Source organism: Oricola indica (assembly GCF_965227485.1).
Lineage (GTDB): Bacteria > Pseudomonadota > Alphaproteobacteria > Rhizobiales > Rhizobiaceae > Oricola > Oricola indica.
On sequence record NZ_OZ245747.1, the window covers coordinates 2,637,090 to 2,652,477 of the forward strand.

The following is a 15,388-nucleotide window of genomic DNA, read 5'->3' on the forward strand; positions in this document are numbered from 1 at the left end:
AATAGGGAGCCGGATGGAAATTGCGTGGGGAGGCGGCTACCATAAGCGATGAGGATCGGAGGACCTGGAATGAACAGTCGAATGCTCGCTATCGGCATCCTGGCGGCATTGCTGTCCGCGATGCCTGCCAGTGCCCAGGAAAAGGTCTTTGTCATCCGGCATGCGGACAAGGAAACCGGGAAACCCGATCCGGCACTGACCGATGCGGGGCGGGAACGGGCGTCGAATTGGGCCGAATTTCTGATCAACGCGGGAATCGACGTCGTGATCAACACTGACGCCAGGCGTTCCCGGGAAACCGGAGAGATCATTGCGCAGTCGCTTGATGCCGAGCGCGACGAGGTTCCGGTTACGGATCTGGCTGCCCTGATGGATCTGATGACTTTCGACTATTCCGAACAGACAGTTCTCGTCGTGGCGCACACGGAGACTATCCCCGGCATTCTCGGGAACATGGGCGTATCCGAGACGATTGAATTAGCCGAGGACGACTACGCCAACCTGTTCCTTGTGGCGAAACCCGGCGGGAACGATGTCACCTTCGTGCATCTTCGCATGCCGTGAAGACCGGTCTTATGCCTGTTCACTGAGCCGGAGCAGGCCCGAAACGGATGCGGAAACGCCGATTTTCGCGGCCCTTCTTCTCGATCTTGCCGATGTGGATTTCACCGACTTCCCCGGTTTCGGTGACATGGGTGCCGCCGCAGGGCTGGCTATCGACGGAGGCGTCCTTGCCGATGCAGACGAGGCGGATCGAGCCTGATCCCGTTGGCGGACGGACATTCTTGGATTTCACCAGTCCGGGATTGGCCGCAAGATCCGCGTCGCTGATCGTTTCGGTATAGATCGGGTGGTTTCCCTCGACCAATTGCATGAGGCCCGCGCTGATCGACGCCTTGTCGCCATCGAGTTCCGGGATATCGAAATCGACGCGGCTTTCCTCCTCGCCGACGGACGCGCCGGTGATCGGGTAGGGGCAAACGACCGTGAGCAGGTGGCAGGCTGTGTGCATGCGCATCAGCTTGTAACGGCGATCCCAGTCAATATGCAGGGTCAATGCCTCGCCGATTTCGGGAACCGGCTGGTCCGGGGCGGGCACATGGATGATCTCGTCCTTCGTCTCGCCGCAGACGGTCGCGGCAATCGCTATGCGCGAGCCGTCGGCGCGTTCGAGAAACCCGGTGTCTCCCGGTTGGCCGCCGGAGGTGGCGTAGAAACAGGTCTGGTCGAGAATGATCCCGCCGCGGTCGTTGATGGCGATAACCTTGCCTTCGGCGACCGAAAGATAGGCGTCGTCGCGAAAGAGCGCCTTGACGGTATGGGGCATCAGTCCACGTCCTCGAACGGTATCTCGATCTCCGACTTCTGCTCCATCCATGCGGGCACAGGCAAGTCCTTGCCGCGCAGGAATTCAGGGTTGAAGAGCTTGGACTGATAGCGGCTGCCATAGTCGCACAGAATGGTCACGATGGTGTGGCCGGGGCCCATCTCCTTTGCCATGCGGATCGCGCCGGCGACATTGATGCCGGTGGAGCCGCCCATCACGAGGCCTTCTTCTTCGGCGAGCGCGAAAACGACGTTCAGCGCTTCCTCGTCGGGTATCCGGTAGCAAAGATCGGGTGTGAAGCCTTCGAGGTTGGCGGTGACACGGCCCTGGCCGATGCCTTCGGTGATCGAGGATCCCTCCGACTTGAACTCGCCGGTCGTGTAATAGGAATAAAGCGCGGCGCCCATCGGGTCGGCGAGGCCGATCTTGATCTCCGGGCGTTTTTCGCGAAGGCCCTCTGCAACCCCGGCGAGCGTGCCGCCGGACCCGACGGCACAGATGAAGCCGTCGACCATGCCGCCGGTATCGCGCCAGATCTCGGGCGCCGTGGTCGCCACGTGAGCCTGCCGGTTGACGACATTGTCGAACTGGTTTGCCCAGATTGCGCCGTTCGGTTCGCTTTGCGCCATCTGTTCGGCCAACCTGCCGGAGACGCGGACATAGTTATTAGGATTGCGATACGGCGCGGCCGGCACTTCCACGAGTTCGGCGCCGAAGAGGCGCAGCGCGTCCTTCTTTTCCTGCGACTGGGTTTCCGGGATGACGATGACCGACCGGTAGCCAAGCGCGCGGGCAACCATCGAAAGACCGATGCCGGTGTTGCCGGCGGTGCCTTCCACGATGACGCCGCCCGGCTTCAGGAGACCTTTTTCCTCGGCATCGCGAATGATGAACAGCGCCGCGCGATCCTTGACCGACTGGCCGGGGTTGAGAAACTCGGCCTTGCCAAGAATTGTGCATCCGGTTTCGTTCGATGCACGCTGAAGCTTGATGAGCGGCGTGTTGCCGATGGCGTCGAGCACCGAGTTGTACATGGCTGGTCCCTTTTTTCGTTTTCGGGACAGTATGTTCTCGAAATCGGAGCTTCAAGACACAAGTCGTGCCGAGCGGGACATGCTGCCGAAATGGGTTTCCAGAAAAAACCTTCCGCGTGGCAGAATCGGGGGTGATCCGGATTGCGGCATGTTGCGTAACAATGGCATTCAGACACACAGGTGACTTCCGAACCGCAGAAAACCGGGATGATCGAAAACAAGATTGAAAGCATGGATGTCTTGCTGGCGCGCTTTGTCGCCGGAACGCTGCCGAAACCGGTCGCGGTCCTGGTGGCTGCGCATCTTGAACTTTCCCCTGACAGCCGGATGCTGGTGCGTGCGCTCGAAGCGAGCGCAGGGGACCTTCTGGAAGCAGAAGAGCCGCTGCCGCTGACGGCGCACAAGGCGATGCTCGATGCCGTCCTGGCATCGTCCAGCGTCGGGGCGGGGCCGGATGAGGCTGAAAAACAGTCTTGCGCGGTGATGCCGCGCGTTCTCCGGGATTTCGTCGGATACACGGCCGACACGATACCCTGGAAGACGAAAATGCCCGGATATCGCGAATATGATATCGGCGACGTCGATGGATGCCATGTCTCGATGATGTGGATCAAGCCGGGCCGCAAGATGCCGGCGCACACCCATGACGGCATGGAACTGACGCTGGTACTCGACGGCGCATTCAGCGATACGAAGGGACGGTTCGGTCGCGGCGACATCTCCATCGCCGACGACAGTGTCGATCACAGGCCGATGGCCGAAAACGACCGCGCGTGCATCGCTTTCGCCGTCACCGACGCCCCCCTGCGGATGACCGGTCCGTTGCACCAGCGCATCGCGGATATTTTCGGCGCGACATAATAATTCCCAGTCGCCGAAACCGGATTGGGTTTCCAAACGTAGTACTCGCAGAAGCACTTCTCGAGAGAAGGGACCATGGCACTTTTTCGCACGACCGCCGGTGACGGCGTTGCCTGGATCACCGGGGCAAGCACCGGGATCGGACGCGAACTCGCGCTTCGGTTGGCGGCCCTCGGCCATGTCGTGGTGGCGACAGCGCGCAATTCCGACGATCTGGATGATCTGGCACGCGAGAGCGAGGGCATGCGAGGCACTATCCGTGCGTTTCCCGGCGACGTGACCGACCGGGCTGCGATGGCGTCGATGGTCAAGACGATCGGCGAATCAGCCGGGCCGATCCGGCTGGCGGTGTTCAATGCGGGTGTCTATATCCCGACGCCGGGCGAGGCGCTTTCGCTCGACGACTTCGACACGATGATCGGCGTCAATCTGCTTGGTGTCCTCAATGGCCTTGTGCCGGTTGTGGAGACGATGAAGGCGGCCGGGTGCGGTCAGGTGGTTCTGGTCGGTTCCGTGAGCGGTTATTCCGGCCTGCCGTCCGCATCGGCCTACGGTGCGACCAAGGCGGCGTTGAACAATATGGCGGAATCGCTCTCCTTCGACTTCGAGAAGATGAATATCCGCATTCAGGTGGCCAATCCGGGTTTCGTCGATACGCCCGCGACGCGCGAAAACGATTTCGAGATGCCGGCCCTGATGCCCGTGGACAAAGCGGCTCAGGCCTTGGTCGAAGGGATCGCAGAGGGCGGTTTCGAGATAACCTTTCCGCGTCGCTTCACCTATGTGCTCAAGCTGCTGCGGATGCTGCCGCACCCGCTCTATTTCGCTATCATGCGGCGAGCGACGGGCTGGGGGACGCGCGAACTGGATTTTCGCGACACGACGCCATCCACCTACTCCCAGGGGTGAAGGTCAGGCGCGCTCGTAGACGAGTTGACGCACGTCGATGAATTCTTCCTGGAATCCTGCCTCGCAGTAATGGAGGTAGAACTCCCACATGCGCTTGAAGCGGTCGTCAAAGCCCATCGGGCGAATGTCGTCCCATGCCTCGCGGAACCGTTCGCGCCAGATGGCCAGCGTTCGCGCGTAGTCCTTTGCAAACATACGGTCCCCGACCTTGGAAAGGTCGTGCCGTTCAGCGAGTTCATCGAGGATGGGCGGTGTCGGCAGCATGCCTCCGGGAAAAATGTAGCGCTGGATGAAGTCGGGATTGGCCCTGTATTCCGGATAGGCGCGTTCGTTGATCGTGATGATCTGCAGTCCGGCGCGGCCTCCGGGTCTGAGAACGTCGCGCAATTTTGAGAAATAGACGGGCCAGTATTGCTCACCGACCGCCTCGAACATCTCGATCGAGACCACCCGGTCGTAGACCGACTGTTCGTCGCGATAATCCTGGAACTTCAGCGTCACACGGTCGTCCAGCCCGGCACGGCTGATACGCTCGCGGGCAAATTCGAGCTGTTCGCGGCTGATCGTCAGGCCCGTGACACGACAGCCGATCTCGCGGGCGGCAAATTCCGCAAAACCGCCCCAGCCGCATCCGATCTCGAGCACGTGGTCGTCAGGGCCGATGCCGGCGGCGTTTGCGAGCGCGCGATATTTCGCGGCCTGAGCGGATTCGAGGTCGTTGGCGCCGTCGGCGAACAATGCCGAAGAATAGGTCATGCTCGGGTCGAGCCAGCGTTTGTAGAATGAATTCCCGAGATCGTAGTGAGCCGAGATGTTGCGTTTCGCGCGGAGCCGTGTGTTGCGGTTCAGCCAGTGGCGGAACGCGTTGAAGGCCCGGAACAGGTGGTTGGCCTTGACGATCTGGTATCCGAGCGTCTCGTTCACAACGAACAGTTCGAGGAAGGCTGTGACGTCGGGGCTGTCCCAGTCGCCGTCCATATAGCTTTCGCCGACGCCGATGGTTGCCTCGGAAATCGCGCGTCGCGGCAAGTTCCAGTTGTGCAACACCAGTACGGCGTCCGGGCCGGGATTGTTGCCGCCGACCTTGATCACACGCTTGTCAGGCAGGTGGATCGTCAGCGAGCCATACGGCAATTGTGTTGCCGCGCGAAGGGTGAGCTTCGCCTTCAGCGGGATGCCCTGGAGGGTGCGCCGGAGGTTTTGCGGCGTCAGGTGAATCGCTTCCCGATTCGAGATGTCCGACATCCCACCGGACGAGCCAGTGCCACCCGTCATATCGTAGTTCGCGTCCATACCGGCAAGTTAGCGGTATTATTCGGCGGGTTCCAGACCGTTTCGTGCATCGCGGTAACTCACTGGTTCGGGCGGGGTGGGGCGTTTGTGGAATTTCGCGCCCTTGAGCCAAAGCTTGAGGGCCTCCCAGTGAATTCCGGCAACGACTTTCGCCGTCATGAAAGGGTGCCGGAACGACAGCGACAGGATCGAGGCGGAGGTCAACGGCTTCGCGTCACCGGAGAAACTCGCGGACAGGAGCGGTTCGCCGGATTCGGTCTCCAGGATTCGCATGCGCACCGTGTCGGCCGGCGGGAGCATGCGAAAGTGATAGCGTGCGCCGAGATCGATAAAGGGCGAGACATAGAAAATCTTGGTGCGCTCCTGACGCAGTCCGGCCGCTGAGAGCTGGCCGTCTTCGACCGGACAGACATAGCTGTGTCGTTCGCCAAAGGTGTTGCGGACCTCATAGATCATGGCCGACAGGCCGCCATCGGCACCATGGCAGTAATAAACCGCCAGCGGATTGAAGACGAAGCCGAGGATGCGTGGATAGGCGAGGAGCTGGATGCGCGCCGGTCGTGGCAAGCCGGCGTTTTCAACGAGTTCGTCCGCCCGTGCCCGCAGATCGCCCTTGTTGGTCGACAGAGGGAGATGGTCCTTCTCGTGAAAGGAGACGAGATTCGCGCGGTTGACCGAGAAGAAGGGCGACAGGCGGCCGGCCTCGTCCAGCCGGTCGAGATCGACCAGCAGCGTGAAGACGCGATAGACGAAGCGATGCCCGAACGGCTTCAGCCGCGCATGCATCACCTTCCCATCGTATAGCCGTGCGGCCTCATCGACGGGGCCGAACGGCGCCTGGCCCGGCTGCTGTCTCGTTTTGGGCATCATGATCTGCCTTTCGAATCGGATACGCCGCTCGCGGCCGCATGGATCACGCAATCGCTGATTCCGACGCAAGGGAAGGTCGTAAGGCCTTGCTTCTCAAGAAATTTTTCTGCGCTAGGAAAATTACCAGTCGCACGCGAAAAAATACGCGAAAAACAATCATTTGAGATGCGCTTTTTCTCGAACAATTTTAATATATCCAATTTTATTAGAATCCAACGAAGGTCGATGACGAACGCTTAATAGGGGTGAGCGAGCCTTTTTACATTGCGGATACTTCGCAAAATGAGTGCCAGTTCCCTGTTCGTCCAACTTCGGAGTAAGAGAATGCATAATACTACCCTGCGCAAGTTCATTTCGCTTCCCGCCGCGGCCGTGCTGTGCCTCGCGGCCGTGCCGGCTTCCGCAATCGATCTCGGCGTGTCGCTCGGCGGCACGAGCGTCGGCGCTTCTGTCGGCGGAAACGACAGCGGGGGTGTGGGCGCGAGCGTTAGTGTCGGTGGCGGAAGCGGCGGCGGCGCGGGCGTCTCGGTCGGTACCAGTGGCAGCGATACAACCGCCAGCGTCTCTCTTGGCGGAACCAGCACCGACGCGAATGTCTCGCTTGGCGGTGGCAGCGGAACGACCGCAAGCGTATCGCTTGGCGGAAGCGGTGGCGGCGGCGCGGGTGTCGATCTGTCGCTCGGCGGCGGTGGCGGTGTCGATCTTGGCCTCGGTCTCGGCGGTGGTGGCAGCGCCGGTGGGGGTGGCGGCGGCGGTGCGGGTGTCGTTCAAACGGTCCGCGCTTTCAACTCCATGTCCGGTGGCGGCCAGGCCCGCGTCATCAGAACGTGTCGTCAGGCTCTTGGTGCCGGTGGGCGCGGCTATGATCGGGAACTCGTCTCCTTCTGCAAGTTCCTGAGCAAATACTGGTAGGATGTTCCTCCTCGGGGCGACCGGCGGTCGCCCTGAACAGTCTCATTCCGCCGCTTGCAGGATCGGCGGAAACTCTTCTCCGCCGATCGGCTCGGCGACGGGCGCTCGCCACGGAACATAGCCCCCCAAATCCGTGGCGACGTCCAGTCCCGATCGCAGGCCGTCCTCGTGAAAGCCGTATCCTGTCCAGGCTCCTGCATACCAGATACCGTGACGCCCCTGGATGCGGCCAAGACGAGACTGCGCGTCGAAGGCTGCTGCATCGTATTGGGGATGGTCGAACGTCCATTCGCCGAAAACCGATCCTTTTGCCGGTTCGCGCATGGGGTTGAGGGTGACGAACAAAGGATGATGCGGATCGAGGTTTTGCAGCCGGTTCATCCAATAGGTGACACAGATGCCCCCTTCCTCCGATCCGGCGGTTTCCCGCAGATAGTTCCAGGCCGCCCAAGCGGCCTTTCGTTTCGGCATGAAACTCTCGTCGCTGTGCAGGACGACCCGATTCGGCTTATAGGGAATGGCTTCCAGAACAGACCGTTCGTCGCCGTCCGCGTCGTCTCCGCGCATCGCAAGGCTCTGGTCCGTATGCGCCGCGAGTACGACGTCGTCATAGAGTTCCATACGGCCTTTCGCGTCGGTTACGGCCACACCGCCCGGCACTCTGGTCACGGCGCGAACCGGTGTGTCGGTCAGGAGGCGGCCTTCGAATTCTGCAAGGATCCGGTCGAGATAATTGCGCGATCCACCAGACACCGTCTGCCAGACCGGCGGCACCACCTCCAACAGGCGGTGATTTTCGAAGAAATTGACGAAAGAGCGGGCGGGGAAGTCGAGCATCCGCACGCGCGGCGTCGACCAGATCGCCGCGGCCATCGGGATCAGGTAGTCGTCGCGGAACCGCGCTGAAAACCCTTTCCGGATAAGGTAGTCGCCGATCGTGACCCGGTCCAGAAGGCCGGACTGGCGATCCGCGAGGCATTGGCGGTTGAACCGCAGGATTTCCTTGAGCATCCACCAGAAGGATGGCGACAGCAGATTGCGCTTCTGCGCAAACAGCGTGAGCAGGTTCTGTCCGCACCATTCGCGCCAGCCGCCGTCAAGCGAGAGCGCGAAGCTCATGTTCGACTGTTCGCTTTTCACGTCGAGATGCCGGAAGAGGGCGGTCAGGTTCGGATAGTTGCGTTCGTTGAACACGATGAAGCCGACATCGACCGACATCGGCTTGCCGTTGTGATCGATATCCACCGTGCAGGTGTGGCCGCCCGGGCGGTGCTCTGCCTCGTACAGCGTGACGTCATGGCGCTTCGACAGCGCCCACGCGGCAGATACGCCCGATACGCCGCTGCCGATAACGGCTATTCTTTTGGCGCCATGCGCCCTTGGATTTATGGCAGGCGGGACGACATTCACGGTCACGCGGCTTTTCCTTTCATTTCCTTGTAGGCGGCCATGGCGCGGTCGCGCGCACCCTGGTGTTCAACCATGGGACGGGGATAAGTGTCTCCGAGTTTCACCCCGGCTTGATCGAGGGCGGATTTCGACGCTTCCCACGGCTTGTGTATGTGGCTGTCGGGCATATCGGCGAGTTCCGGCACGAACTGACGCACATAGCTGCCGTCGGTATCGAACTTTTCGCCCTGAAGGATCGGGTTGAAGATGCGGAAATAGGGCGCCGCGTCTGCTCCCGAACCGGCGATCCATTGCCAGTTGGCCGTGTTGGAAGCGGGGTCGGCATCGACCAGCGTATCGCGGAACCATGCTTCTCCGTGCCGCCAGTGAATGAGCAGATGCTTGACGAGGAACGAACCGACGATCATGCGCACGCGATTGTGCATCCAGCCGGTCTGCCAAAGCTGGCGCATGCCCGCATCGACGATTGGGTAGCCGGTCATGCCTTGTTGCCACCGTGTCAGATCTTCGCCCGAATCGCGCCAGGGGAAGGCGTCGAAGTCGCCATTGAAATTCTTCGTCCCGAGATCGGGAAACGCGACCAGCAGGTGCCAGCAGAATTCCCGCCAGACGAGTTCTTTTCTGAAGGTGGTGAAATCGCGCGAAGGCACCTCGTCGCAATGAGGCTCCATCGCGTGCCAGATCTGGAAGGGTGAAATCTCACCGAAAGCGAGGTAGGGCGACAACCGCGATGTCAGGCTCCTGGCCGGAAAGTCGCGTCCCTCGCCATAGTCGGCGAGCGCCCCTGACAGGAATTGGTCGAGACTGTCATGCGCGCCGACTTCGCCCGGTGTCCATTCTTCGCCGAATGCTTTCGCCCAGTTCGGCTTGCCTGGCAGGAGGTCCCAGTCGGAGAGATTGTCGGAGGCGATCGACTGGTCGCAGGCCTTGATCTCTTTCGGCGCGGGAGCCGGTGCCCGCGGGTCGATCGACTGGGAGAGGGCCTTCCAGAACGGCGTATAGACGCGGTAGGCGCCCCCCGAACCCGTCTTTAGGCGCGTCGGTTCGTGCAGAAGCTGACCGTCGAAGCTCTCGACGGTCAGGTCGCGCGCGCGCAGTTCTTCCTTTATCGCGCTGTCGTGTTCGATCTGCGCGGGAGCGTAGCGGCGGTTCCACAGGACGGAGCCGGCGCCGGTTTCTTCGATGATGTCCAGCAGGATGTCCGATGCCGCGCCACGGCGCATGACGAGTGGCACGTCGAGCGTCTTCAGCTTGTCGGAAAGAGAAGCGAGAGAGTGGTGCAGCCACCAACGCTGCGCGCCGCCGAGCGGAAGCGTGTCGTCCGCTTCTTCCAGGATATAAACCGGAATGACCGGTTGTCCCGAGTTGGCGGCCGCCGTCAGGGCAAGGTTGTCGTGCAACCTGAGGTCATTGCGAAACCATACGATGACGGGCGCGGTCGGGAGGTCTGGACTGGACGTGTTCATAAACAAATAGAAATATCAATTGGTCAGTGTGTCGTTACGCACTGCGCGCGCAATCGGATCATCTACGAATGAGCGCATGCGGTTTTTATCAGGGCACACTCGATGCCAGGCGCATTTGCTGCCGATTTGGGAGGAGATTTCGCGATGACCGGAAAACAGCGATCGGCGATGGATCGCGACCTTGCCTGCGAAGCATTTCTCGAGGCCGGCTATGAAGGTCTTGTCGCCTCGGCGCGCGCGGAAGGCTGGTCGGATGACGAGATCGCCAATGCGATGCTGAGCCTCGCACAGCAGCGCGTGCAGACGGCGCGCGCCGATGCGTGGATCGGCGGAGAGCCGCGTGAGGGCGGCATGGGTAACTAGCAGGAAATCAGGCTATCAGTGCCGGGTTGTTCCAGCGGGCGGGATCAGCTCGATGAATGCGTCGGCCCGCGAGTCGGCGACGAGATTCTGGGTCAGGCTCAGCAGGGCGTTTGCGATTTCATCGGAGCTCCAGCCGTCTCTACGCGCATTGGCGAGAAGGTTGCGGAAGAAGGGCTCCAGGCTCGCTTCGCAGGCGAGATCGCGATCGAGTGAGGAAAGCCCGCTGTCCATTTCCATGTTCCTTGCAACCCTTGACTGGCGCCGTCTTGATCGTCCGCGTCGCCGCGGGCGTTCGGCTCGTTTCGAACCCGCTCAGGATGGTTCGGCATGGTTAAGAAAAGTTGAAGGAACCGGGCTGTCGCACGATCGGCCGAAAGCAGGTGTTTTCCTTTGCGCGAGTGACGACGAAGGCTTGCAATCTTGCGTTGTCTGGCCGTTAATGGAGAACCGTTTTCAAAGTGACATCGTATGGGGCGACGATGAGCACGCAAATACCGAAGATCGAACAGTCGAGGATGTCGGGCTATCTGAAGCGCGACGGCGTGCGCCTCGACGTGAAGATCTACCGGATCGCCGGTCCCGACCATCGCTGGAACATGGAGGTGGTCGCGGAAAATGGCCGCCCCGTCATATGGGATTGCCAGTTCGCGACGGATCGCGATGCCTATTACGAATTCCAGCGGGCGGTGAAGGAAGACGGCATTTCGGCCCTGCAGACGGACAAGGCGCTGTTCCGCCAAAAGGGACGCATCGGGCAGGGGTCTTAGCTGCCGCTGCGAATTTACGCCCTTACACCGGCTTTGAAAAAGAAAAGAGCCCGCAACCATCTCGATTACGGGCTCTTGACTGAATAGGTGGCTCCCCGGGCCGGATTCGAACCAGCGACCAACCGGTTAACAGCCGGTTGCTCTACCACTGAGCTACCGGGGAACAGCGCTCAAGCTGATCGGAGCGTATATCAAAGGTCGTTCCGATTTGCCAAGGCAGGAAACAAACTTTTTTGACCGCCGGTTCTCCCCGGCCGGCGGGGGCATGTCTCGCGGCTGGAAAAGGCCGGTGCACGGGTATATCTGCGGGTGACAGCACGGCGAGATCATGGCGCAGAAAGATGACAGCAGCGGCGGGAGCGGCCGTCCGACACGCAACACCATCAAGGTGCTGAACCGCCGGTTCCCGGTGCCGGCAACGCGAGCCGGGCGTATCACGCTCGGTTCGGCACTCGTGGTGGGGGGCGCGTTGGGTTTCCTTCCGGTCGTCGGATTCTGGATGTTGCCGCTCGGGCTGCTCATCCTTGCCCAGGATATTCCGCGCGTGCGCCGGTGGCGGCGCAAGCTGATTCTGCGCTGGTCGCGCCGAAAGGACCGTTCGCGACAGAAGCCCGTTCGAGGCGGCCGGTCGGATTAGCGGCAACGCAGACGGCCATTTCTTATCCTTCACGGGATGGGGGAGGAGCGGTCATTCTGATTGATGCCGCGAACTGTTCAGAATGACGCTTGACCCTCATTCCGAAAATCCCTATCGCATCAACGGCACAGCCATGGCATGGCCTCGTGGCGGAGTGGTTACGCAGAGGACTGCAAATCCTTGCACCCCGGTTCGATTCCGGGCGAGGCCTCCATTGACCGTTGGCAGTGCCGCCTTCGCGGCGCGGGAAAAAGGAAGCGGATCGAACCATGGGGCTCAACTTCGAAGAACTGCGCCAGGCAATGGTCGACAGCCAGGTTCGTCCGACGGACGTGACCGACCTGCGGCTGCTGGAAGCTCTCCTTTCCGTCCCGCGCGAAGCGTTCGTTCCGGACCAGCGCAGGGCTTTCGCCTATATCGATGACGATATCGAGGTTACCAACGGCGCATCCGAGACGCGCCGTTTCCTGATGGAGCCTTCGCCGTTCGCAAAGCTGGTGCAACTCGCCGATGTGCGCCCGGGCGACCTCGTTCTCGATATCGGCTGCGGCACGGGCTACTCGTCGGCCGTTTTCTCTCTTATCGGCAATGCGGTGATCGCGCTGGAAAGCGACAGCGATCTGAGCGACCGCGCAAGTGAAATCCTGCTCGAAAACGGCTTCGACAATGTCGCCGTGGTGACCGGGCCGCTTGAAGCGGGCTACGCTGGTGAAGGTCCGTATGACGTGATCTTCGTCGGAGGCGCCGTGGACACTGTTCCCGAATCGCTGTTCGACCAGTTGAAGGACGGCGGGCGTCTCGTTGCTGTTGAAGGACACGGACTGGGCGGTTTTGCCACACTCTATGTCAAGGACGGGCAGTTCGTTTCCGGACGCCAGGCGTTTAATCTCGCCGTCAAGGCTTTGCCGGGTTTCGAGCGTGTTCCCGAATTCTCCTTCTAGGCACTGGGGATGGTTGCCGCTTGGCAACACATGTTAATAAGTTCCCGGTTCGGTATTGCCGATATACAACGCGGTAAATAGAACTAAACCGGGCCAGCGACTGGTTTGGCCATAGTCAATCAGGATCGTTCGGATGCGTCATTCCCTACTTGCAGCGGCTATCACCGTTTCCGTCGCCATCGCACCGCAGGCAGTCAGCGCGGAAACGATTTTCGGGGCACTCGCCAAAGCCTATGAAAACAACTCGCAGTTGAACTCCGCGCGTGCCGGCGTGCGAGTGCAGAACGAGAATGTCGCGCTCGCCAAGTCGGGCTACAGGCCAAGAATTCAGGGCACGGGCGGCATCACCAATTCCTGGCGGGATGCACCCGGCGGCAGCCGGGGCGTGACCAACGCCAGCTTCGGCATCGAAATCAACCAGTCGCTGTTCGATGGTTTCCAGACCGCGAACAATGTGCGTGCGGCACGGGCCGGTGTGTTGGCTGAGCGCGAGAACTTGCGCAACACCGAGCAGAACGTTCTCTTCGACACGGCGCAAGCCTATATGGACGTGGTGCAGAACCGTCAGATCGCCGCGCTTCGTCAGCGCAACCTCGCGTTTCTCGACGAACAGGTCCGCGCAGCGTCGGCGCGCTTCGATGTCGGCGAGGGGACCCGGACCGACGTGGAACAGGCTCGTGCGAGCCGTGGCGCCGCGCAGGCACAGCTTGAGGCCGCGCGCGCGGCGGCTGCTTCCAGTGCCGCGATCTACCGGCAGTTGACGGGATCTGATCCCAGCAATCTTTCCGCGGCTTCCGCGCTGAGCAAGGGCATGCCGCGTTCGCTCGATTCCGCACGATCGATCGCGTTCAAAGAGCACCCGGCCATTCTGGTCAGGCATCATCTGGTCGATGCCGGCCTCTATAATGTGAAGTCCGCCGAAGGTAAGTTCCTTCCGCAGGTGGGGCTGTCGGCCTCGGTAGAGCGCAGCTACACCAGCTTTAATCAGTCGGCTGGTGGCGCCTATACCGGCAATTCGGCTTCGATCGGCGCACAGGTGACCGTGCCGATCTATCAGGGCGGCTCGGCAAGCGCCTCCGTTCGCCAGAGCAAGGAACAGCTCGGTCAGGCCCGTATCAACACCGATGTCGCGCGCGACCAGGTGCGTGCCGCGGTGACTTCGGCATGGACCCAGTTGCAGGCGTCGCGCGCCGCCGTCGCGGCCAATAGCGAAACGCTGCGGGCTTCGCGGCTTGCGCTCGATGGCGTTGTGCAGGAACGCGATGTCGGCCAGCGCACGACGCTCGACGTGCTCAACGCCCAGGCCGATGCGCTGACCGCGCAAATCTCGCTGGTCCAGGCGCAACGCGATGTTGTGGTCTCCAGCTACGCCCTCAAATCGGCCATCGGCCGGCTGACCGCCGAAAATCTCGGACTGCGCGTCGCGCTCCACAATCCGAAGGAGCATTTCGACGCGGTCAAGGACAAGTGGTACGGGCTGCGTACGCCGGACGGCCGTTAACCTAACACCCAATTCATTCCTGTGGGCTGGCCGAGCTGCCTCGGCTGGCCGAATTTTCTTCGGCCGGATCATCCGCTAACCTTGGGAAGTGATTCGCCGGATGGACCCGCGAATCCAGGGCGATGGTAAGACTGATGTCACAGAGCAGCGCGTTACGCGAACAACCCTCGATGGACGAGATCCTGGCGTCGATCAGGAAGATTATCGACGCTGGCGAGACACAGTCCAAACCGCCCGAGGAACTGAAGGTCGAGGCGGTTGCGCCGAAGCCGGCGGAACCGACTGTCACCGTGCCGCCCGCGCCGGCCAACGACGCGGAAGCCGTTCGTCCGCGCGCACCGCAGGCGATGTCGCCGCAGCAGCCCCGGACGCCACTTTCGCAGGTGAGGGAAGAGCCGAGGACGGATGCGCCGAAGCAGGATGCACCGAAGCTGGCGATGCCAAAGCCGGCGGCCGACGCCCCGGTTAAAAGCCCGGAACCAGTCAGAAGCCCGGAAGACGACATCGCCGCCGCGGTGACCGCCTATCTTGCGCAGGAAATCGAAGCGTCAAAGCCCGCGCCTTCTGACGAAGCGGTTACGCCCGAAGCTGTGGATGATGTGACGGCATTCCCGGAGACCGTTCAAGATGACGATGCTGTCAGGACGCCGGCGGAAAGCGCTGCGACGCCGGACATTTCCGAGGCCGAGGCGGAACTGACAGTTGAATTCTCCGAGATCGACCGCGATCTCCTGGCCGAGCGGCGGGCCAAGTACGATTCCCGGTTCACCGAGGCCGACGACGGCGCGTTCCGGGAAGTCGGTAATCTCCTGCGGGGCACGGTCGAAGCCGAAACGCCACATCCCTCGGCCGTTGGCCGCACGTCAGCGCTGGTGTCCGACGCGGTTTCTCAAACCGTATCGCAATCGCTTTCCAGCCTGTCCGGCCTTGCACCGCGGCGCGAAGTCCCGGATCTGGACGCCATGGCCGAGGACATGCTGCGGCCAATGCTGCAGGAATGGCTCGACAACAACCTTCCGTCGCTGGTCGAAAGGCTCGTGCGCGCCGAGATCGAACGCATCGCTCGCGGCGAGCCCCGCACCGCCTGACGCCTTCCC

Annotated in this window: 17 protein-coding genes and 2 tRNA genes; 11 read left to right on the plus strand and 8 right to left on the minus strand. The window is 61.5% G+C overall.

The window, feature by feature from the left end; genetic code table 11:
* The first annotated feature begins 69 nt into the window (after positions 1–69).
* Positions 70–564, plus strand: coding sequence for a phosphoglycerate mutase family protein (locus ACQK2M_RS13200; RefSeq protein ID WP_425418200.1), 495 nt, complete (start codon positions 70–72; stop codon positions 562–564).
* Between the two features lie 19 nt (positions 565–583).
* On the opposite strand, the gene ACQK2M_RS13205 is transcribed toward ACQK2M_RS13200, so the two are convergent.
* On the minus strand, positions 584–1,327 hold the full coding sequence (locus ACQK2M_RS13205) for an alanyl-tRNA editing protein (RefSeq protein WP_425418201.1): 744 nt from the start codon (positions 1,325–1,327) through the stop codon (positions 584–586).
* Positions 1,327–2,361 (minus strand): cysteine synthase A, encoded by a 1,035-nt coding sequence (locus ACQK2M_RS13210; RefSeq protein WP_425418202.1) that lies wholly within the window; start codon positions 2,359–2,361, stop codon positions 1,327–1,329. Before ACQK2M_RS13210 ends, ACQK2M_RS13205 begins: the two co-directional genes overlap by 1 nt.
* Before the next feature lie 207 nt (positions 2,362–2,568).
* On the opposite strand from ACQK2M_RS13210, the gene ACQK2M_RS13215 reads away from it, so the two are divergent.
* Together ACQK2M_RS13215 and ACQK2M_RS13220 are read left to right on the plus strand one after the other, a co-directional pair.
* Positions 2,569–3,222, plus strand: coding sequence for a ChrR family anti-sigma-E factor (locus ACQK2M_RS13215; protein ID WP_425418203.1), 654 nt, complete (start codon positions 2,569–2,571; stop codon positions 3,220–3,222).
* 75 nt (positions 3,223–3,297) lie between these two features.
* The gene (locus tag ACQK2M_RS13220) at positions 3,298–4,131 is read left to right on the plus strand and encodes an SDR family NAD(P)-dependent oxidoreductase (protein ID WP_425418204.1); all 834 of its coding nucleotides are present in this window, start codon (positions 3,298–3,300) and stop codon (positions 4,129–4,131) included.
* 3 nt (positions 4,132–4,134) lie between these two features.
* Here ACQK2M_RS13220 and ACQK2M_RS13225 read toward each other — a convergent pair whose 3' ends face one another.
* Together ACQK2M_RS13225 and ACQK2M_RS13230 are read right to left on the minus strand one after the other, a co-directional pair.
* On the minus strand, positions 4,135–5,406 hold the full coding sequence (locus tag ACQK2M_RS13225; protein WP_425418205.1) for a class I SAM-dependent methyltransferase: 1,272 nt from the start codon (positions 5,404–5,406) through the stop codon (positions 4,135–4,137).
* Positions 5,407–5,442: 36 nt separating this feature from the next.
* Complete coding sequence (locus tag ACQK2M_RS13230; protein ID WP_425418206.1) at positions 5,443–6,291, minus strand: DUF1365 domain-containing protein; 849 nt, start codon at positions 6,289–6,291, stop codon at positions 5,443–5,445.
* A 327-nt stretch (positions 6,292–6,618) separates the two neighbouring features.
* On the opposite strand from ACQK2M_RS13230, the gene ACQK2M_RS13235 reads away from it, so the two are divergent.
* The gene (locus ACQK2M_RS13235) at positions 6,619–7,206 is read left to right on the plus strand and encodes a hypothetical protein (RefSeq protein WP_425418207.1); all 588 of its coding nucleotides are present in this window, start codon (positions 6,619–6,621) and stop codon (positions 7,204–7,206) included.
* A 42-nt stretch (positions 7,207–7,248) separates the two neighbouring features.
* Here ACQK2M_RS13235 and ACQK2M_RS13240 read toward each other — a convergent pair whose 3' ends face one another.
* The gene (locus tag ACQK2M_RS13240) at positions 7,249–8,616 is read right to left on the minus strand and encodes an NAD(P)/FAD-dependent oxidoreductase (protein WP_425420036.1); all 1,368 of its coding nucleotides are present in this window, start codon (positions 8,614–8,616) and stop codon (positions 7,249–7,251) included.
* Between the two features lie 2 nt (positions 8,617–8,618).
* The gene (locus ACQK2M_RS13245; RefSeq protein WP_425418208.1) at positions 8,619–10,082 is read right to left on the minus strand and encodes a cryptochrome/photolyase family protein; all 1,464 of its coding nucleotides are present in this window, start codon (positions 10,080–10,082) and stop codon (positions 8,619–8,621) included.
* Positions 10,083–10,226: 144 nt separating this feature from the next.
* Here ACQK2M_RS13245 and ACQK2M_RS13250 point away from each other — a divergent pair, with 144 nt between their 5' ends.
* On the plus strand, positions 10,227–10,445 hold the full coding sequence (locus ACQK2M_RS13250) for a hypothetical protein (RefSeq protein ID WP_425418209.1): 219 nt from the start codon (positions 10,227–10,229) through the stop codon (positions 10,443–10,445).
* A gap of 15 nt (positions 10,446–10,460) precedes the next feature.
* On the opposite strand, the gene ACQK2M_RS13255 is transcribed toward ACQK2M_RS13250, so the two are convergent.
* Positions 10,461–10,676, minus strand: a complete 216-nt coding sequence (locus ACQK2M_RS13255) for a hypothetical protein (RefSeq protein WP_425418210.1) — start codon at positions 10,674–10,676, stop codon at positions 10,461–10,463.
* A gap of 248 nt (positions 10,677–10,924) precedes the next feature.
* Between ACQK2M_RS13255 and ACQK2M_RS13260 the strand changes: the two genes are divergently transcribed.
* Positions 10,925–11,212, plus strand: coding sequence for a hypothetical protein (locus ACQK2M_RS13260; RefSeq protein ID WP_425418211.1), 288 nt, complete (start codon positions 10,925–10,927; stop codon positions 11,210–11,212).
* 88 nt (positions 11,213–11,300) lie between these two features.
* Here ACQK2M_RS13260 and ACQK2M_RS13265 read toward each other — a convergent pair.
* Positions 11,301–11,375, minus strand: a tRNA-Asn gene (locus ACQK2M_RS13265).
* A gap of 165 nt (positions 11,376–11,540) precedes the next feature.
* On the opposite strand from ACQK2M_RS13265, the gene ACQK2M_RS13270 reads away from it, so the two are divergent.
* From ACQK2M_RS13270 to ACQK2M_RS13290, 5 genes are all read left to right on the plus strand, one after another.
* The gene (locus ACQK2M_RS13270) at positions 11,541–11,849 is read left to right on the plus strand and encodes a hypothetical protein (protein ID WP_425418212.1); all 309 of its coding nucleotides are present in this window, start codon (positions 11,541–11,543) and stop codon (positions 11,847–11,849) included.
* 140 nt (positions 11,850–11,989) lie between these two features.
* Positions 11,990–12,063: transfer RNA gene (locus tag ACQK2M_RS13275), tRNA-Cys, on the plus strand.
* Between the two features lie 55 nt (positions 12,064–12,118).
* Positions 12,119–12,790, plus strand: a complete 672-nt coding sequence (locus ACQK2M_RS13280) for a protein-L-isoaspartate O-methyltransferase family protein (protein ID WP_425418213.1) — start codon at positions 12,119–12,121, stop codon at positions 12,788–12,790.
* A 133-nt stretch (positions 12,791–12,923) separates the two neighbouring features.
* The gene (locus ACQK2M_RS13285) at positions 12,924–14,291 is read left to right on the plus strand and encodes a TolC family outer membrane protein (protein WP_425418214.1); all 1,368 of its coding nucleotides are present in this window, start codon (positions 12,924–12,926) and stop codon (positions 14,289–14,291) included.
* Positions 14,292–14,728: 437 nt separating this feature from the next.
* Positions 14,729–15,379 carry a DUF2497 domain-containing protein gene (locus ACQK2M_RS13290; protein ID WP_425420037.1) on the plus strand — a complete coding sequence of 217 codons (651 nt, stop codon included), beginning with the start codon at positions 14,729–14,731 and terminating at the stop codon, positions 15,377–15,379.
* The last annotated feature ends 9 nt before the right edge of the window (positions 15,380–15,388 follow it).